At 65.9% G+C, this 18173-nt stretch carries 15 protein-coding genes and 1 riboswitch; of the genes, 6 read left to right on the forward strand and 9 right to left on the reverse strand.

All coding sequences use genetic code 11. From position 1 onward, the window contains the following. Positions 1-37: 37 nt before the first annotated feature. Positions 38-1189 (reverse strand): helix-turn-helix transcriptional regulator, encoded by a 1152-nt coding sequence (locus tag SSPN_RS48925; protein WP_148271974.1) that lies wholly within the window; start codon positions 1187-1189, stop codon positions 38-40. An 829-nt stretch (positions 1190-2018) separates the two neighbouring features. On the opposite strand from SSPN_RS48925, the gene SSPN_RS44035 reads away from it, so the two are divergent. From SSPN_RS44035 to SSPN_RS0115950, 3 genes are read left to right on the forward strand one after another with little or no spacing between them, the layout of a single operon-like run. Beyond that, positions 2019-3122 carry an MFS transporter gene (locus tag SSPN_RS44035; protein ID WP_010696148.1) on the forward strand — a complete coding sequence of 368 codons (1104 nt, stop codon included), beginning with the start codon at positions 2019-2021 and terminating at the stop codon, positions 3120-3122. Between the two features lie 4 nt (positions 3123-3126). Beyond that, positions 3127-3327 carry a hypothetical protein gene (locus tag SSPN_RS48930; RefSeq protein WP_010696149.1) on the forward strand — a complete coding sequence of 67 codons (201 nt, stop codon included), beginning with the start codon at positions 3127-3129 and terminating at the stop codon, positions 3325-3327. Positions 3328-3357: 30 nt separating this feature from the next. Beyond that, positions 3358-4782 (forward strand): NAD(P)/FAD-dependent oxidoreductase, encoded by a 1425-nt coding sequence (locus SSPN_RS0115950; protein ID WP_337466333.1) that lies wholly within the window; start codon positions 3358-3360, stop codon positions 4780-4782. Positions 4783-5448: 666 nt separating this feature from the next. Here SSPN_RS0115950 and SSPN_RS0115955 read toward each other — a convergent pair. The 3 genes from SSPN_RS0115955 to SSPN_RS61620 all read right to left on the reverse strand — a co-directional run bounded on the left by SSPN_RS0115955 (position 5449) and on the right by SSPN_RS61620 (position 7530). Then, positions 5449-5835, reverse strand: coding sequence for a hypothetical protein (locus tag SSPN_RS0115955; protein WP_101376597.1), 387 nt, complete (start codon positions 5833-5835; stop codon positions 5449-5451). A 791-nt stretch (positions 5836-6626) separates the two neighbouring features. Further along, on the reverse strand, positions 6627-6809 hold the full coding sequence (locus SSPN_RS61615) for a DPP IV N-terminal domain-containing protein (protein WP_010696153.1): 183 nt from the start codon (positions 6807-6809) through the stop codon (positions 6627-6629). 151 nt (positions 6810-6960) lie between these two features. Continuing rightward, positions 6961-7530 carry a DPP IV N-terminal domain-containing protein gene (locus SSPN_RS61620; protein WP_010696154.1) on the reverse strand — a complete coding sequence of 190 codons (570 nt, stop codon included), beginning with the start codon at positions 7528-7530 and terminating at the stop codon, positions 6961-6963. 223 nt (positions 7531-7753) lie between these two features. On the opposite strand from SSPN_RS61620, the gene SSPN_RS0115975 reads away from it, so the two are divergent. Further along, positions 7754-8977 carry a PucR family transcriptional regulator gene (locus SSPN_RS0115975; protein ID WP_010696155.1) on the forward strand — a complete coding sequence of 408 codons (1224 nt, stop codon included), beginning with the start codon at positions 7754-7756 and terminating at the stop codon, positions 8975-8977. 365 nt (positions 8978-9342) lie between these two features. Here the strand turns inward: SSPN_RS0115975 and kdgD are convergent, their stop codons facing one another. The 5 genes from kdgD to SSPN_RS0116000 all read right to left on the reverse strand — a co-directional run bounded on the left by kdgD (position 9343) and on the right by SSPN_RS0116000 (position 15515). Then, entirely contained in the window at positions 9343-10257 is a 915-nt protein-coding gene (kdgD, locus tag SSPN_RS0115980; RefSeq protein ID WP_029535385.1) for a 5-dehydro-4-deoxyglucarate dehydratase, read from the reverse strand. A gap of 25 nt (positions 10258-10282) precedes the next feature. Beyond that, positions 10283-11605, reverse strand: coding sequence for an MFS transporter (locus SSPN_RS0115985; protein WP_010696157.1), 1323 nt, complete (start codon positions 11603-11605; stop codon positions 10283-10285). Between the two features lie 22 nt (positions 11606-11627). Further along, positions 11628-12806, reverse strand: coding sequence for a pyridoxal-phosphate-dependent aminotransferase family protein (locus tag SSPN_RS0115990; protein ID WP_010696158.1), 1179 nt, complete (start codon positions 12804-12806; stop codon positions 11628-11630). A 36-nt stretch (positions 12807-12842) separates the two neighbouring features. Further along, entirely contained in the window at positions 12843-14486 is a 1644-nt protein-coding gene (locus SSPN_RS0115995) for a hypothetical protein (protein WP_010696159.1), read from the reverse strand. Between the two features lie 141 nt (positions 14487-14627). Next, a complete protein-coding gene (locus SSPN_RS0116000) occupies positions 14628-15515 on the reverse strand; it encodes a LysR family transcriptional regulator (protein ID WP_010696160.1) in 888 nt (295 codons plus the stop codon). Between the two features lie 1379 nt (positions 15516-16894). Further along, positions 16895-17068: riboswitch (cobalamin riboswitch) on the forward strand. 30 nt (positions 17069-17098) lie between these two features. On the opposite strand from SSPN_RS0116000, the gene SSPN_RS0116010 reads away from it, so the two are divergent. Then, positions 17099-17293 carry a CbtB domain-containing protein gene (locus SSPN_RS0116010; protein ID WP_010696162.1) on the forward strand — a complete coding sequence of 65 codons (195 nt, stop codon included), beginning with the start codon at positions 17099-17101 and terminating at the stop codon, positions 17291-17293. 11 nt (positions 17294-17304) lie between these two features. Then, positions 17305-18054: a CbtA family protein gene (locus tag SSPN_RS0116015; RefSeq protein ID WP_010696163.1), complete on the forward strand. Its 750-nt coding sequence runs from the start codon at positions 17305-17307 to the stop codon at positions 18052-18054. Positions 18055-18173: the final 119 nt, after the last annotated feature.

Below are 18173 nucleotides of genomic sequence, written 5' to 3' on the forward strand. Positions count from 1 at the left end.
GCAGGTCGTCTGAGTGCGCCCCGCAGCGGAGGCGCACTCAGACGACCTGGAGGTCCCGCTCCCGCGCGGATCCCGCACCGGCCCGGTAACTGGAGGCGGACATGCCGAACCGCTTCTTGAACATCCGCTGGAAGTGGCTCAGCTCCCGGTATCCGACGGCACGCGCGACATCGGTGATCGAGGTCGACGTTTCGCGCAGCAGGAATCGCGCCTCATTCATGCGCAACATGGTGACGAGGTCGATGAACCGCCACCCGGTTTGCTCGCGGAAGCTGCGGGAGAAGTGGTAACGGCTCATGTACACCGCGCTCGCCACCCGGTTCAAGGTGAGATCCGGATCGGTGAAGCAGGTGCGCAGATAGTCCATCGCGTACCGGACGCTGGGCGAGAGCCCGGCCAGGTCCAGCTCCGCCGCATCAACGTCTGCTGCGGCCGCCTCGGCGGGCGCGGTGCTCAGGTGGACGCGCTGCCCGGCGTGCCGGTAACCCGGCAGAGAGTGCAGGAGCTCGTGAGGCGGCCGGATCTCGATGTCGTCCGGCCCGACAACAACCTGGCAATCCCCGAGGAACGGCTGCAATCGCAACCAGACGAACTGCGTGCTCTCCCCGCAGAACAGCCCGGTCAGCAGCTCCCCGACCCGGGCGGCAACTGGTGTCCAGCCGTCCGCTTCGAGCACCCGCGGGGTCGCCGATGCTCCGATGAGCTCGCGCAGCTGCTCATAGGCGTGGGGCTGCAACCGCCGGTCCACCCGGACCATGAACAGGCTGCCGATCACCCCGTCACCGATGCGGTCGGTGTCGAGCAGCACCACGTCAGCCGGGTCGATCCGCGGGTTCGCGCTGAAGTAGGTGGAGAAGCCGAGCACACCGAGAGCCTGCGCATTGTGGTGGGCCACCAGGTCTCGCAGCTGATTCATGCCTCGGTGCAGGTTCACCGCCGCCGGCTCCGGCAGCGCCGCGATCTGCTTCACAGTCTGGTCCACCAGCTCGTCACTGGTCACATAAACCACGCTGCGCCCGCGGGCAATGGCGTCCGCGCCGATCAGGGACGCGGCCGCCACCGAATTTCGCCCCTCCGGCAGCTCTAGTTCGACGTCCGGTTCACCCCGCAGGGTGCGGTAGCGCTCCAGCGCGCTTTCCTCCGGCAGCCTCCGCAACGACCAGGGGGCCGCATCCTGTGCCGAACTCACTGACTGTGCCTCCCCCAGAAGCCACCCTGGACCGGCTCCCGGCCGCCCCAGCGCGATCGAAAGAATTTTCACCGATTTGGCCGGGCAGCAGAGCGAGCACGGGAAACCTCGTCACAGCAGGGAACCCGACCGCCCCCCGCCGCCCGATATTTCCCTTACTTCCCGCACAAATGCGGCCATAGGAATAGCGTGAAAAATTCCCTCGAAAACGCTCCCCCGGAAAGCGTTCGAGAGAAGAATTTGCACACTTAGTATCTTTGTTCATCCCAGTTCGCACATGCCACGAACACTAGAAGGTTCCCTCGACCTGGTCAAGATCGAACCCGCGGTGGAGGCATATTCACTCAACTGGCGCAGCAGCGGCAAGCAAGAACCCGCCTCGGCTGGTTCGCGTTCTGATAGTCCATTCGGAGGAACAACAATGCCGGGTTGACGGCGGGGATCTCACCCGCCGTCCCCCACAGATCCGGCGTAAGCCTCTCGGTATATCCAGCTCGTGCCGTTCAGTCTCGCGACCTTGCTGCCGGTTGAGGGATCGATGGGGCGAGGGGACGAGCTACGGGCTCGGGGAGATGTTCGGCTGCGGTCAGCCCGCGCTGCCAGACAGCACCGCGGCTGCCCTCGAAACGCGCTCAACGGCCGTACTCCCCCGGATGAGGACCATGTCGACGGGCGCGACGATCGTCTCGTAAACACACGCCGAGAGGCGACTGTTGTCCATTCTGCATGCCAACCTCCGCGGTTAGGTTAGGCCGGCACGCGGGTACAGCAGGCTGACCTTCTGCACAGGACCTGCTGAGCGGAGTTCCATCGAATCAAAGGACATGCGATGAGTCAGCACGCTTCAACAGACGCGCCGACCGCCGAAGAAGCCGTGATGGTCTCCCGGCGTGGAGTCCTGTTCGCCTCGTCGGTCGGCAACTTCGTCGAATGGTTCGACTTCACGTTGTTCGGCTTCACCGCGGCAGTCCTTGCCAAGGTGTTCTTCCCGCCGGGCAACGAAGTCGCTTCCCTGCTCGGGGCATTCGCCGTCTACGGAGTGGCGTTCGTCGCCCGGCCGGTCGGCGCATACGTGTTCGGGCACATCGGGGACAGGCGTGGCCGCCGCACCTCGCTCGGACTGTCGATCATCATCATGGGTGCCGCGACCGCCGCCATCGGAATACTGCCCGGCTGGTCACAGATCGGTCCACTCGCGCCGGCATTGCTACTGTTATGCCGCCTCGCGCAGGGATTTTCGGCGGGAGGTGAGTACACAGGTGCGTTGACCTTCAGCCTCGAGCACGCACCTGACAACCGCCGCGCCTGGTACCTGGGCCTTGTCGGGGCATCGACCTGGCTCGGTGCCGTGGGCGCGACCATGACCGTGGTGATCTTCCAGACCGCGTCCGGACCGGCGTTCGCGTCCGGTGCATGGCGGTGGCCCTTTATCATCGGAGGCCTGATCGCCGTGGTCGGACTTTTCCTGCGCCTACGTGTCGGCGAGACACCGGTCTTCACCGACGTGCAGGCGACGACAGAGAAGACCAAACGTCCTTTCCGTGAACTGGTGCGTGGCTACTGGCGGACGCTGTTGCTGCTGTTCGCATACTTCGCAGTCCTGGGTGTGCTCACCCACATGTTCCTGGGGTACATGCCGACCTATCTTCAGAAGGCCACCGGCATGTCCGCGACCACGGTACTGACGCTCACGACCGCGCTCAACATCGTGTCCATCCCCGTCGGCCTGGGGCTTGCAGTCTTGGCGGACAGGTATGGCAGGCGCCCACTGATCCGGATCGGGGCTAGCTCAGCAGTGATCGTGGTCGTTCCCGCATATCTGCTAATCGGCACGGCTAACGTATTCGCTATTGTGCTGGCTGCTGACCGTCGGCTTGCTCTCGACGGGCGCTCTGGCAGTGCTGGAGATGTATCCGGCCAACGTGCGGTTTAGCGGTATGGCACTGCCGTACAACCTCGCTTACGCGGTATTCGCCGGCACCGCCCCACTCGCGAGCGAACTGTTGGTGTCCGCAACCGGCAGCATGATCTCCCCGGCGATCTACGCGAGCGTCCTCGCGTTGCTGGCACTGCCGCTGCTGCTGACTGCCATCCCCGAAACACGGCACAGTGACCTGCGGACAGGCGCGATCAAGTGAATTGTCCATAGTGGTCGCTCGAGGCGACAGATGTCGTTGTCCGGTTGGACAGGCGCTGACACTTGGCTGCTGTCCGGGAGTAAGCGGCCGGAGAGACTGGATCGAACGCGTGACAGCGCGGAATTCGTAGAAAGGACCGAGAGAATGAGGCCAGATCTCAGCACGGATGTCGTCGTGGTGGGCGCCGGGGTGATCGGTGCGGCGATCGCGCTGGAACTCGCTCGCGTGGGCCGCCGGGTGATCGTCGTGGACAAGGCCGGTGCCGCCGGCCAGGGCTCGACCAGCGCGTCGAGCGCGGTCGTCCGCTACAACTTCTCGACCTCCGCGGGTGTGGCGACCGCCTGGGAGTCACATTACTGCTGGCTCGACTGGGCAGCACACCTCGGCCACGAGGTCGGTGACCTGATTCGGTTCGAGCAGAGCGGTCTGGTGATGCTAGACGTGGACGCGGCACCACGCGCGGGATGGCTCCCGTTGTTCGACGAGATCGGTGTCCCGTACGAGGAATGGGACGCAGAGACACTGGCCGCGCGCGTGCCGGGCATCGACACCGGCCGCTACTGGCCACCGAAGCGGATCAATACCGACGAGTTCTGGGCGGACGCGCGCACCAGACTCGGCGGTGTTTACACCCCCGACGCGGGCTACATCACCGACCCGCAGCTGGCGGCCCATAACCTTGCCGGCGCGGCGGCGGCGGAGGGCGCGGAATTCCGGTTCCGCAGCCTCGTGACCGCGGTGGAGTTGGGCGACGGGCGTGTCCGTGCGGTCGTGTTGGCGGACGGTACCAGGATTGCGTGCGACGTGCTCATAAACGCCGCCGGCCCGTGGTCGGGAAAGCTGAACGAGATGGCCGGCGTCGGCTCGGACTTCACCGTGACGGTACGGTCGATGCGCCAAGAAGTTGCGCATGTGCTCGCGCCGGCGGGCTATCACCCCGATGGCGGCATCGGCCCTTCCGTGGCGGACATGGACCTCGGCACGTACTTCCGGGGCGAGATCGGCGGCGGACTGCTGGTCGGCGGCACGGAACCGGAATGCGACCCGTTCGAATGGCTCGACGATCCCGACGACGCCGACTTGAACCCCACGATGGCCGTGTTCGAGGCCCACGTCACCCGGGCGGCCCGGCGACTGCCGGAACTGACCGTGCCCAACCGGGCTCGTGGTGTCGTCGGAGTCTACGACGTGACGGAAGACTGGACGCCGATCTACGACCGGACCGAACTCGACGGCTTCTACGTGGCGATCGGCACCAGCGGCAACCAGTTCAAGAACGCCCCGGTCGTCGGGCAGTTCATGGCTGCGCTGGTCGAGCAGGTCGAGTCCGGCGCCGACCACGACGCCCACCCCGTGCAGTTCCTGGCCAAGAACACCGGCCTGCAGATCGACCTGGGAACGTTCTCCCGCAAGCGTCCCCGCAACACCAGCAGTTCGGGAACGGTGATGGGTTGAATGACCTGCGGGACACCCCGGGAGTACCGTGACATCGAGCAGTCCCTGCAGCGAGTGCACCGCCCCGCGTTCGGTTCACCGCGTCTCTTACGAGAACCACATGTCACCCCCGGCGAGACCCGAGTCGTCGTGACCAGGGCATCCACGAGCAGCTGAACGGGTTACCACGCACAGCTGTCCACACGGTCGAGAACGGCGAACTGAAGACTGTGGCGACGGCCGCGGGGTCGGCCCGATTTAGCCAGGTTCTCACCGGACGACAGCACGCTGGCATGCCTGTCCGACCAGGGCACAGCAGACGCCTACCACCTGTACCTCGGCACCGGGACCAGCTCGGTCGAGGCACCTGTCTGCCGGGCGGATGGCTAGTCGCGCCTCCGTGCCTCAACGTGGCCAGAGCCCAGCACCGGTGCCGTCGCGAACCCCTGAGACGCGGCGATTTTGCTCGCTGACTCGCCAGCGGCCGGATTCGTCACGTCGGGTCGCCAGCACGCACTTGTCGCGCGCATCTTGTCACCGATCACATGGCAGGGCGGCGGATCGGTATCGCGCACATCGATTTACCCTTCGCGTTCGTCGCGAATGTTCCGCGAGCCGACACCGCGATGTCCATTGCGGACAGTGTGGCCGACTGGCGTCGTATAGAGCGCGCCATAACTGAGGCACTCATACGGAGGGGAATTCCACTGGCACGGTCGCGACGGCACGGGCGGTTTCCAACGTGGTGTTGATTCCGGCGAGCACTGACCCATCGCCGTCTATCGAGACGCCTGCGTCGACCTGCGCTCCACCGCGGCCAGCGCTGACGGCGCGGATCATCTGGGTCCAGTCACCCACGAAACGCGCGTCGGGCGAGGACGCCTCCTCCAGGGAGAATTGGACCGTGTCCCCGAAGGTGATCGTCCAGTGCACCTCCTCGCCGTTGGGACCGCCCGTGAGAAGGTAAGAAACCACCCGTGCTCGACTGAGCTGCGTGCAGGCCGACCGAACGTCAGGCGCATCCTGCAGGAGCTTGTTCATCGCCGCGACATGCTCGACCGACATGAACTCCACGCCGCTCACCCTTCCTGCAAGTGTGTGCGGAAGAAGGTGGCGACCTTTCGCCAGAAGTAGGCGTCGTGCACGCTGTCGTAGCCAGGGCGTGTGCAAGGTTGACCTATCCGGTTTAGGTAGTTTCGGGCGGGAAGGCGGGTGGCAGGTTGCCCAGGTGGTGGACAGGTTGGCCAGGTGGTGGACCGTTTCGATACCGGCGGCTGTGCCGTTCGGTCGGCGCCAGCGCCATATCCGGTTCGCAAGTTTCCGTCCAGAACAAAGACCTTCCAGGCTGCGGGTCCTGGCACGTCCGTACCCGCCCACGATTTCCATTGAAATTGCGGAGGTTGTCCACAGGCATCGGCGTGTCGGGATGCGACACGCCGACGGTCCGCAAGTTCCATTGAAATCGAAGGTTCGATTTCAATGGAACTTGCGGCTTCTCTCCGCCGAGGCGGACTCGATGAACGTCTTCGCACCGGGAGTCACACGACCCCGCAAGGACTCGACTGTGAGGGTGGGCCCACCGCCTCCAGCGCCCGCCAGAGACCGTCCACACGACCCCGCAAGGACTCGACTGTGGGGGTGGGCCGGTCAAGCACAACCCGAACCAGGGAAGCCAAGAACACAAGAGCGCGGCTCCTGGACAGACCGTCACGGCTTGGACAACCCGATGATCTCCCACCGGAAACCGCGCCCTCGCCTCGCGTCCCACCTGGACAAACCCCCGCCGCAACCCTCAGATCAACCTCGCACACGCCCTGCTGTCGTAGCCGTGGTACTGCTCCGGCTGGACGACGAACTCGTGCGCCTTACCGGCCCGGATCAGCATCTCGCTCATCTTCATGGTGTGCGGTGACGTACGCGTAATCGTCGTCGACGCGGTGCACGTAGTCGACAGGCCATTCGCCTTCGGTCAGTTGCCGGATCAGGTTGCCTTCGATGTCGTACAGGTACAGGTGCTTCCAACCCGAGCGCTCGGACAGCCACAGCAACTGGGTACCGTCGGGGGCCAGGAAGAGTCCGAGCTTCCTGCCGAAGTAGACATCGTGATGGATCGGCTCTCGCTCTCCTCGCTGAACACCGGTCGGGTTGCTCCGGTCGTCGCGTCGGCAAGTAGCACGTCGGCGCGACGGTAGTCGCGGCTCAGCACGCGGCGACCAGGTGCGAGCCGCCGGGTAGCCAGGACGCGTGCACCGGGTAAGTGTCGGTGGTGTCCCCGAGATCGAGCTCAACCGCCGGACGGCCGTATACGTCGAGCACGTGCAGGGTGGTGCGCTCGAGCCGCCCGCCCGCCTGGGCGTGGTACCGGTGTACCACTTCGTCCTCGCGCTTGAGGTAGTGGACCTGGGGCGCAGCGTGCACCCCGCGGTTGTCGACCTTGTAGACCGCGAGCCGCGAACTGTCAGGCAACCAGTTGCACGCCAGAAACGCCATGCCCAGATTGGCCAATGCGGGATCGACGAGGTCGAAGCGGTACTCGTGCTCCGGGGTGCCGTCGGTGGTTAGCGGGACCGGTCGGCCGTCGACAGCCGAGCGCAGCACGATGTTGCCGTCGGCCGTGGAGGCAAGCAGGTCACCGTCCGGCGAGGCAAGTTCGTGCGCCTTCTGCGGATCGATCAGCGGCCCGGTACGCAGAAACTGCCGCGGCGTACGGGGCCGTCGAGGCCGTCCAAGAACAGATCGAATCTGGTGTTCCCGGTAGCCATACGACACTCCCTAACCGTTACGTGTCGCTGAGATTACAATCGACAACAAACCCAACAATCGACAAATGTCGGGCGGGTAGGGGCCGGGGAGTGACAGTCGTCGCGCGCGCCATGTCGGGCCACGCTCCGGCGCGCCGATCGATGAACCTGACGACATACGTGAGCCGTTCGCACGACCGCGGCCTCGAAGTTGACATTGCGGGAAGCGAGACAGCAGAGGAGAAAAGGCCGTGGCCGAGGACGATTTGCAGTCCATTGTGGATGAGCTCGCAGAACGGCTCGAGCGGTCGGTCGCGATCGACGATCCGGCGATCCGGCTGCTCGCGGCCAGTCGGCACTTCGGTGACGAAGATGCCGTTGTGCTGAACCGGTCCGTTCCCGCCGAGACCTCCGAAACGATCCTTGCCCAAGGCGTCGCGAGTTGGACCGCTCCGGGACTGATCGACGTGAGCGGTATTGCCGGAGCGCTGCCCAGGCTGTGCGCTCCAGTACGCTTCAACGGTCTGCTCCTCGGGTACCTCTGGCTCGTCGACGAAAAGGGAACTTTCCGGGAGCACGAGTTCACTGGAGCGGCCGAGTCCGCGGAACGTGCGGCCATCGTGCTTTACCGCAGGCTGCTACTACACCAGCGATCCCAAGTTCGGCACGAAGTGATCCTCCGGGACCTGGTCTCCCCCGACGCCCTGGTCCGCGCACAGGCGGTGGAGGACCTGCGGGCCGAGCAACTGTTCCCTGAAACCGCGATGCATTTCACCGCGTTCGCGGTACATTGCCGTACCGAGGCCGCGACGCCGTCCTCCCAGGAGGTCGCACTGGAGGCCGCCGTCGAGGACGGGATCCGCGCAGTGCATAACGACGTCGCCCTGATGGTCGTGAACCGAGCGCGGGCGTGGATTCTGCTCGCGCAACGTCAGCCCCCGCCCGAACTGCTGAACACCACATTGACAGACCGGATTACCTCCCGGTTCAACAGGCTCGCCCACACCGATACGAGCCTTGTGTTCGGGATCGGCACCACTGTGAACCGGCTTGACGCCGTCAGGGACTCCTACCACCAGGCCACTCTCGCGGCGCGCGCCGCGATCCTTGTGCCGAGCCTCGGGGATGTCGCCCGGTGGGGAGAACTCGGACCCTACGGACTGCTTCTTAAGCTCTCCACGAACGATCTCGTGGACGCCTCCAGAGTCCCCGCGCTCGACGCGCTGGAGCGGGAAGACACCCACCACGTCCTGATCGACACATTGCACGCCTTCTTCGATCACGGGGGCAATATCCGCCGCACGGCCGACGCACTGAAGGTTCACCGGGCGACCTTGTACCAGCGCCTCAAGCGGATCGAGCGGATAACCGGCCGGAACCTCGAAGACGGTGATGACTGGCTCACTCTCCACCTCGGACTGAAGGTGCGCGCGCTTGCCACTGCGTTCCGCGCGCATCTCGACGGAGGCGAGTGAACGTCGCCGCATGGCTCGGGCACCGTCGGTGCCCGACCACCTCGACCTTCGCGTTGGCGAGCAACGCGTGACGTCCCTCAACGAAACATCGAACCCGTCTCGCAAATGGCCGCTCGATGATCGATATCACCGCAGCTCAGACGATAAACATCGGCTGCTGCGCGAAAGAAAGTACTTCTGGCCTTTTGGAACGGGCCACCCGTGACGGGTGAAGATGAGCAGCATGTTGCGGTCGAGGTCTGGTGGTAACTGCACGAATCGCGTCCAGCCGGTTACAGCTCGTGCCGATCGCCAAGCAGCCCTGGCAGTCCTACGCGGTCTGCGGACCGGCATGCCGATGCTCCCGGAGGGAGGTCTCGTCGGGGTCAGCTGAGGTTGGCGATCAATCCGGTCAGCTCGGTGAATTCGTCCGGGGTCAGGTCCCGCAGCGGGGTGCGCACGGGGCCGGCCGGTCGGCCGATCGCTCGGACACCCGCCTTGACGATGCTGACCGCGTATCCGGCAGCGCGATCGCGGATCTTGCAGTAGGGGATCACGAATTCGTTGAGGCCGTGCTGGATGTGTTCGCGATCTCCGGCGCGCACCGCGTTGTAGAACTCCACCGCGAACTTCGGGACGAAGTTGTAGATCGCCGAGGAGTAGGTCGTGACGCCCAGCTCCGTGTAGGGCAGGGCGAATGTTTCGGCGGTGGGCAGCCCTCCGATGTAGGTGAAGCGGTCGCCGAGCCGGGCGTGGATCCGGGTCATCAACTCGAGATCGCCGACGCCGTCCTTGAAACCGACGAGGTTCGGGCAGGTTTCGGCGAGTTCGGCCAGCGTGTCGTCGCGGAGGACGGCGTTGGCCCGGTTGTAGACGATCACGCCGAGGTCGGTGGCTTCGCAAACTGCGCGGACGTGCGCGGCGAGACCGTCTTGCGGGCTGCCGGTGAGGTAGGGCGGCAGCAGCAGGATCCCGGCCGCGCCCGCGCGACTGCATGCCTTGGCCATCTCCACCGCGGTCGCGGTGCCGTAGCCCGCGGCTCCGATCACCGGGATGTCGTCGGGGGCTTCCGCGGCTGCGGTGGCGATCACGTGCTCGACCTCGTTCGGGGTGAGCGAGAAGAACTCCCCGGTACCGCCAGCCGCGAACAGGCCCGCCGCGCCGTGCTGGCACAGCCAGCCGATGTTGTCCCGATAGGACTTCTCGTCGAACGAGAAGTCGTCGTGAAACGTCGTGACCGGGAAGGACAGCAGACCGCTGCCCAGCCGTCGCATGACGTCCTCGGGAGACCTCGTCATCATGGGATCGCGTTCCTTCCTGGGGATGTCAGCGTTTGAGCTTCTTCTTGGCGGTTTCGGGGATCGCCAGCGTCGTGAGCAGGGTTCCCACCGCGGTGGCGATGATGTAGTAGGCCGGGACGTGGCTGTCGCCGGTTACGTCGATGAAGTAGGTGAGGAACAGCGGCGCGGCACCGCCGAAGATCGCGGTCGAGATGTTGTAACCGATGGAGTAAGCGGTCACCCGGATCCGAGTCGGGAACAGCTCCACCAGGACGCACTGGATGACCGAGGTGTACATCGCGAAGCAGACGAACATGATCGCCATCCCGACGATGCTGAGCGCTCCTCGGTGGTCGACCAGCAGGAAGCCGGGATAGACCACGATGCACGTCGCGATCGACGAGGTCAGCAGTACCGGCTTGCGTCCGATCCGGTCCGACCAGCGGGACGTCAGCGGCACGGTGCACAGCAGCGCGAGGATGCCGACGGCCGTGGTGCCGAAGGACGCCGTGGGATCGAAGTGCAGCGACTTCTGCAGGTATGCAGGCATGTAGCTGGTGAGCACGTAGTACCCGGAGCTGTTGAGCAGCGACAGCGTCGCGCAGACCAGGATCGCCCGGCGACCCACCCGCGAGGTCAACGCCTCGCGCACCGGCTGGCTGGCGACCTCACCGGCTTCGGAGATCTCCTGGTACGCCGGGGACTCCGCCACCTTCTTGCGGATGTAGAGCCCGACGATGCCCAGCGGGAGCGCCACGAAGAACGGGAGGCGCCAGCCCCAACCGTGTAGCTGCTCCTCGGTCAGCGCCTCGGTGAGCAGCAGGCCCATGAGGCTTCCGGTGAGCAGCGAGGAGAACGAACCGATCTGCGCGAAGGACACCACGAAGGCACGTCGGTTCGCCGGGGCGTGCTCGCCGGCGAACGACATCACGCTGCCGAGTTCACCGCCCGCGGACAGGCCCTGCACCACGCGCAGCAGCACCAGCAGCAGCGGCGCAGCGATACCGATCGTCGCCGCGGTGGGCAACAGACCGGCAGCCGCCGTGGCCAGCGACATGGCCATCAGGGAGGTGATCAACACCTTGCGGCGGCCGAACCGGTCGGCGAAGAACCCGCCGACGATGCCGCCGAAGGGCCGGAACACGAACGTCACGGCGAACACCGCGAAGGTGCTGAGCAGTCCGCTCGTGCTGGCGCCGGAGAAGAAGTTGGCCGCGATCGGAACCGTCAGGAATCCGTAGATCCCGTAGTCGTACCATTCGACGAACTGCCCGGCGGCCGTGCCGGCCATGACCCGGCGCAGGGACGACATGTTCGTTGTTGCCGAGGTGACGTATCTGGCCTCGGCGTCGGCAACTGGCTGGCGCATGCTGATGACTCCGTTCGTCCGGTTATTCGGCGCACCACGCCGCGAGGAAGTCCCGCGTCGGGTCGGTCGCGGCCCGCACGCCGAGAGCGCTGAGCTCGTAGGCGACCGCGGCGATGGTGTGCAGTTGCGGCCCCGGCCGGGCCGACTCCGCCATGTGCGCGATCCGGATCACGGTGGCGGCGTCGCCGTCCATTCCGCCCGCGATGTGCACGCGGTGCCGCTGCGCCAGCCGACGGCGCAGGGTCCGGGCGTCGATGCCCGGCAACCGGAACGCGCCGACGGTGCTCGACTCCGCACCTGGCGGCGCCACCGGATGCATCCCGAGTGCGGCCATCGCCGCGCGCAGACCGGCGCCGGTGCGGCGGTGCCGTTCCCAGCGTTCCTCGATGCCTTCTTCGGCGGTCAGTTCGAGCGCGCGGCGCAGCGCGACCACCAGGTTGGTCGGCATGGTCCACGGCAGTCTGCGGTATCCGGACTTCAACCTGCCGCCCCGCTCTCGGGGAACCCACTGGTCCCACCACCGGAGCAGGTCGAGGTAGTAGCCGAGCGGCGGCCGTCTGCGGCCTTCGATCTCGTCGCGGGCGCGCTCGCTGACCGCGACGAAGGCCAGCCCGGGCGGCGCGCCGACCGACTTCTGGGCCGCTGAGGCGCACAGGTCGATACCGAGGTCGTCGAAGTCGATCGCGGTGCCGCCGAGCGAGGACACCGCGTCGACTAGCAGCAGCCCGTCCCGCCGGTGCACCAGCTCGGCGTACTCGGCCAGGTCGTTGACCATGCCGGTGGACGTTTCGTTGTGTACGACGCCGAGAACGGGCTTGTCGTGCCGGTCGAGTTCGGCCTCGATGTCGTGCACCGCCAACGGCTGGCCGGAATCGTGCTTGAGCTCCACGACCCGCATGCCCAGCGACCCGCCGATGGCGGCCATCATGCGGCCGAACGTACCGTTGGCCGGGACCACGAGAGGGCGGTCGACGGGGTCCGCGCTGGCCAGCGCGGACTCGACGGCGCCCCGGCCGCTCGCCGGCAGCACCACGACTTCGCCCGCGGTGCCGTAGATCTGCTTGAGCAGTTCGCAGGTCTCGTCCATCATCTCGGCGAACTCGGCGCTCTGGTGGTACATCGGCGGTGCCGCGAGTGCTTGGATGACCCGGTCGTCGACCAGGGTCGGGCCTGGCTCCATCTGCAATGCCATTGCGGTCATGGGAGATTCCTGTGCGTTCGAGGTCGAGTGAGTGGATCAGGAGCTGATGGCGTACGTTGCGTCGCGGCCGACGTACCAGAGGTCCTCGGCGGCGATGGAGTGGTCGCGGTAGGGCCACTGGATCTCGCAGGCGCCGAACGATCCTTCGGACAGGACGTAGGTGTGGCCCGGACGCAATTCGGTCAGGAAGGACTCCTGCTTGCCCATCAGGTGGCCGACGTTGCGGCGCCCGTACTCCGCGTGCAGGTCGATGCCCGCGGGCATGAGTCCGGACTCGACGAGTTCCGCCTCGTGTGCGAGCACCAGTTCCACGCAATCGTGGTGCACCTTCTCGCACACCGAGCCGGGACGCAGGTTCGGGATGATGCCGTTGCGGATCACGTCGGTGAAGATCCGGTACGCCGCCTGCCCTCCGGGGGAGCGAACCAGGGAGCGCGCGATGTCCGAAGTGGCCATCACGACTCCGTCCACCGCGATCTTCAGACCGGCGTCGAACTTGAGCGTTGTGGTGGCCTCGGTCAGTGGGTGTTCCGTCGGGATTGCCGGGTAGGTCGTGCGGTCGGCGGTGTGGCAGTTGGCGAAGTACGGGGCGATGGCGAACGGGATGCCGAATTCGGCGCGGAACTGCGGGATCAGTTCGAGATAGCGCCGGTAGACGTCGCGTTCGGTGAGTGCGATGCCCTCGTCGAGGGCGCGCTGCGCGTGCTGGAGCGCGCCCTCAATGCAGTATCGGCTGGCCTGGGCGGCGATGACCATGAACGCCAGGTCCGTGCTGTCCCGTTCCTCGCGCCACAGCGACAGCTCCAGCGACGCGGGGACGACCGCGAACCCCGCGTCCTGCAACGTCAACGCGACGCTGGTATCGAGCCATTGCTCCTCGATCGCGAGTCGGCCACCGTCCACGACGGCGCGGACCGCCGCCGGCACCGAGGCGTAGGTGCCGACGACCTCGCCGGGCAACGTGTAGTCGTCGGCAGGAGCCACGCAATACACGTGCTCGGCCGCGCGCACCCACAGGACAGCAAGCCCGGCACGCGCGGCCAGACCGGTCAGCTCGCCGACGTTCGGCGGCGCGGCGGAAAGCACCGCGTCCGCGTTCACCTTGCCCGCCAGCAACTCGAAGCGAGTGTCCGCCGGTGCGCGATCGATCTCGTCGACCAGACCTCGCAGATGCGGACGGTCTCGGAGCACTCGCGCCGCCGCCTCGGCGCCTCCCGAGCGCAGCCTCGCGAACCGGTCGTGCACGTCGCGTACTGCGAGCCGGTAAAGCACCACCGGACCGCGCTGGGCGGATGCTTCGAGGTGTAGTTGGTCGCCGAACCGTTCGTGCAGTTGCAGGTAGCGGCCGTAGGGCAGGTCGCCGCCGACGATGATCGGGTCGGATCCGCCGAGTCCCGCGACCGCATCGGCCAGCGACTCGGCTGCTGATGAGCCGTTCACCATGTTGTCGAAGCTGACGTACCGCTCGAAGAACCGGGTCCGCTCGGCTGGCACACCGTGGGCGCGGAGATTGCCGGTCTCCTGCTCGCGGGCCAGCAGGAAGCGCTCGCCGTTCCGGTCCGCGATCACGGGCGCAACCATCTTCGGCCCATCCATTCGGATACCGGGGGTGAGCAACTGCTTGATCGGATGGAATCCGAACTCGCGCGCGATTTGCGCACAATCGCTGATGACCCGCACCGGGCACTCCTCACTTTGCGCCGCAGAAGCCGTTCCAGGTGGAACTGCTGACGTCCGACCAATGCGGACACAACGCTAGGCGAGCCGGTTTCGGAATGTCCAATGCTTCGTTTGGTAATTCCGATTCAACGATTGAATAGATCACCCGTGCCGCAAATAATCGAGCAGTACGGCAAGTGCGGGGTTGTCGTTGTCGCGTCTCCAGACGAGGCTGAGTTCCACTTGGCTCGACTCGGGCAGCTCAATAGGGCGGAAGATGACTTCCGGATAGCGGAGCTGGGTGGCCCCAGCTGGGACGAGGGACAGCCCAAAACCGGCATTGACCAGCGCCAGCACGGAGTGGATCTGGCTCAGGTAGTGCGAGAAGACCGGGGCGCATCCAGCATTTCGAAAAATACTGGTGAGCAGGTCGTGGAAATACCTGGATTCCGCGGGTCGATACATGATGACGCTTTCTCCGTCGAAATCGGCGACGGTGAGCGGTTCCGGTGATTTCGCGAGCGCATGCTCCACCGGAATAGCGGCGACCAGGTGTTCCCGAAGGTAGATTCGCGAGTCGAGATCGTGCCGCCGGACGGGAGGGCGGACCATCATTCCGAGGTCGAGGCTGCCGTCGGACAGCGCCTCCAGCTGTTCGTTCTTGACCATTTCCCGCAGGATGATCTCGACCCCGGACAGGTTCTTCCGGACCACGTCGAGCACCGCACCCAGGGTGCGGTAGGCGCTGGCCGCGGTGAAACCGAGTGCCAGGCTGCCGATCTCCCCGGCGGACGCCGAGCGGGCCATCCGCGCGGCCTGCTCGGCCTGGCGAAGCAGGCGCCGCGCCTCCGGAAGGAAAGCTCGGCCGGCCCTGGTCAACCGGACGGCGCGGTGGCTGCGGTCGACGAGCGCGACGCCGAGCTCGTTCTCCAGCAGCTGGATCTGGCGGCTCAGCGGTGGCTGGGTCATGCGAAGTCGTTCGGCGGCCCGTCCGAAGTGCAGTTCCTCGGCCACGGCTACGAAGCCGTTCAACTGGAGCAGTGAGAACATGTTCTCCTTCGCCGTCCGCCGGGGAGGAACTGCCGGAGCTGCCCGTCGCGACGGCGTCCTCGTCAACTCGATCAGTGGTAGGCCTTTTCCGATCGCGCCCGGGGTGGCCGACCCGATACGGAGCATGGTCGGGGCGCTGGGCGCGGTTCCCTGAGCCTGCCCGACACGGCGCGGATAGTCGAGCATGACCAGAACTAGGCCCGAACGGCTCTCGATTGGCCGGTTCTCGGCTGGCAAGGCCCGCGTTCGTGGCCAACAGGTCCACCGCTTCATCGCAGGCCAACACCTCCAGCGGCAATGGATGGGCACCGTCCAGGCCGGTGAGGCTGCACCGACTGATGATCAGCACCGAAACGACCTTTTCCTGGAGCCCCGTCAGGTCTTCCGGGAACAGCGGCGTGCTCGCTTGACGCGACCGTTTCGTGAGCACAAAGAATGATCTTCACGGGCCCTGAACGGCGAAGCCCTTCCGGCCGTCGGGACGACAGGAAGCGCATCCACCGGTCTGGTGCAGCAGGAGCTGCCGTAACGCTGATCGGTACTCGAACCTCAGCGGTTAGACCTCAAGCGACCTTTCCGCGCCGGGGCGTCGTGCAGAACGCATTCAATGCAGTAGCCGAGTCCGCATCTCCATAGCTGGCAGCAGGTTCGACGCCTCGAGAACACGCTGCCGGGCACGGCATGCAGACTGAGCAGATCCGTCCTACCGGTCGCCGAGCGTAATTCAAGCCCAGCGGCGAAGACATCCCCGCCTATGCCGTCGTCGGCGAGTCGCCGGAGTACCTCACCGATCAGCCCCACCGTGTTGCCCCAATACTGGTCGCTCGAGGCCGGAGGGCCTCCGAGCGCTTCCAGAGCTCTGGTCAGCGGTGCGATGAAGGCCTCAACGATTCGCCACCACCACTCCGCCCGGTCCCGACCAGGCACCAGGCTCACTGATCGGTCAGGCAGGACGAGCCCTTCCAGCAGTCCCTCGGCGTTGACGGTGACTCGTGCACCTTCGAAGGACGGGAGATCCAGCCCGCGGTGGTACTCGGGGATCGTGGCGCACAACGCAAGCCAGGAGGCGCGGAAGGAGACCAGGGTGATACCCGCCCGGTGGTGTGTGAAGCCACCTAGCCGCTGCCACCCCTGCACGCTGAGACGAAGCCACTGCCCCGCCGGGTCGCAGAAATCCTCCCATGCGATGAGATGGTCACAAGCGCCAGCGCCTGGCCGGGTCAACGATCTCGTGAACCGGGTCAGGCCCCGCACGTCATCTGACGTCATGGAGTTCATTGCAGCGCATCCGCCGATGCGGACCGGGCACGTGGTCGGAGAATACCGATTCAGTGACCTTCGTCGCTTGATCGGCCGTTGTGCGCCCAACACCCACCACGTAACCTCCTGGACGCCACAGAACACGGGAAGCCGGTGGAAATCCGGTGCGGTCCTCGCCACTGTGACCGAGTAGCAACCCTGACATCGCCACTGGGCGGCCAACCAGCCGCCTGGGAAGGCCAGGGCAGCGTTGATCCGGGAGCCAGGAGACCGGCTGTGGCACCACACCCGCGTTCCACGAGAGATGGAAAGGTTGTTCCACCATGACCACTGCTGGTCTTGCTCCGGACGCTATCCGCGTCCACGTCCCGGTATGGGCCTGGGCCCTCGCCGCATTCGCTATCGTCGTGCTCTACGTCGTGCTCCAGGAAAATGGCGCGCTGCTCGCGCAAGCCGCGGACACCGTTCACGAATTCACCCACGACGGTCGGCACGCCCTCGGCGTTCCGTGCCACTGAGGGAGCGCCTGGTGCATCCGTCGTTCAGCAAAATCCTTCGGTTGGGCATGGCTGCCGGACTGCTCGCGGGGCTTGCCGCCGCGCTGATCGCCCTGCTGTTGGTGGAAATTCCGATTCGCGCGGCACTCGGCATCGAAGAAGCACGCTCGCACGCTGCCGGCGAACACGCCCACGAAGAACTCTTCAGCCGGCCCACCCAGGTCGTCGGCGGCATGCTCGCCGCAGTCGTGGTTGGCCTGGCCATCGGCACCATCTTCGCGATCGTGTTCGCGAGTATGCGGCACCGGATGTCCGCGAGCACCGACTTCGGCCGCAGCGTGCAACTCGCCGCCGCAGGTTTCACCGCCGTATCCCTGCTGCCTGCGCTGAAGTACCCGGCGAATCCACCGGGAGTCGGCGAACCGGACACCGTCACCGACCGCACCCTCGCCTACTTCTCGCTGATCGCAGCTGGAATCGTGATCATGTATGCGGCGCACTACGCGCACCGGCAACTCGCCGCACGCGGTTGGCAGCCGCCATCGGCTGGCACTGCGGCAGTCGCACTGGGCGTCGTGCTGGCTGGAATCGTGTTGTGGGTGTGGCCGGCCAACCCGGACCCCATCCCCACTGACATTCCCGCTGCGCTGCTATGGCAATTCCGTCTCTCCTCGCTGGCGGAGCTCGCGGGCCTGTGGACCGTGCTGGGATTCGCCTTCGGCCTGCTCAACACCCCGAGAAAAGCACGCACGCAATCCCGAGTCACAATCTCGCCCGCCTAGCGGCAAATCCTCGTTCGGCCTCCACCGGAACCTGTGGCACTACCGCCCACCCGGTCGCAGACGAAGTCCCGCCTCCTGGCCGCCGTTCCTGCCTTGCTCATGAGCGGTGCTATTGGGAG

The organism is Saccharopolyspora spinosa NRRL 18395, assembly GCF_000194155.1.
GTDB classification, from domain to species: domain Bacteria; phylum Actinomycetota; class Actinomycetes; order Mycobacteriales; family Pseudonocardiaceae; genus Saccharopolyspora; species Saccharopolyspora spinosa.

Coding starts and splice junctions, on each gene's coding strand:
- SSPN_RS44035 (WP_010696148.1), top strand. CDS start 2,019: ATGAGTCAGCACGCTTCAACAGACGCGCCGACCGCCGAAGAAGCCGTG.
- SSPN_RS48930 (WP_010696149.1), top strand. CDS start 3,127: ATGGCACTGCCGTACAACCTCGCTTACGCGGTATTCGCCGGCACCGCC.
- SSPN_RS0115950 (WP_337466333.1), top strand. CDS start 3,358: ATGTCGTTGTCCGGTTGGACAGGCGCTGACACTTGGCTGCTGTCCGGG.
- kdgD (WP_029535385.1), bottom strand. CDS start 10,257: ATGATGACGAGGTCTCCCGAGGACGTCATGCGACGGCTGGGCAGCGGT.
- SSPN_RS0115985 (WP_010696157.1), bottom strand. CDS start 11,605: ATGCGCCAGCCAGTTGCCGACGCCGAGGCCAGATACGTCACCTCGGCA.
- SSPN_RS0115990 (WP_010696158.1), bottom strand. CDS start 12,806: ATGACCGCAATGGCATTGCAGATGGAGCCAGGCCCGACCCTGGTCGAC.
- SSPN_RS0116000 (WP_010696160.1), bottom strand. CDS start 15,515: ATGTTCTCACTGCTCCAGTTGAACGGCTTCGTAGCCGTGGCCGAGGAA.
- SSPN_RS0116010 (WP_010696162.1), top strand. CDS start 17,099: ATGACCACTGCTGGTCTTGCTCCGGACGCTATCCGCGTCCACGTCCCG.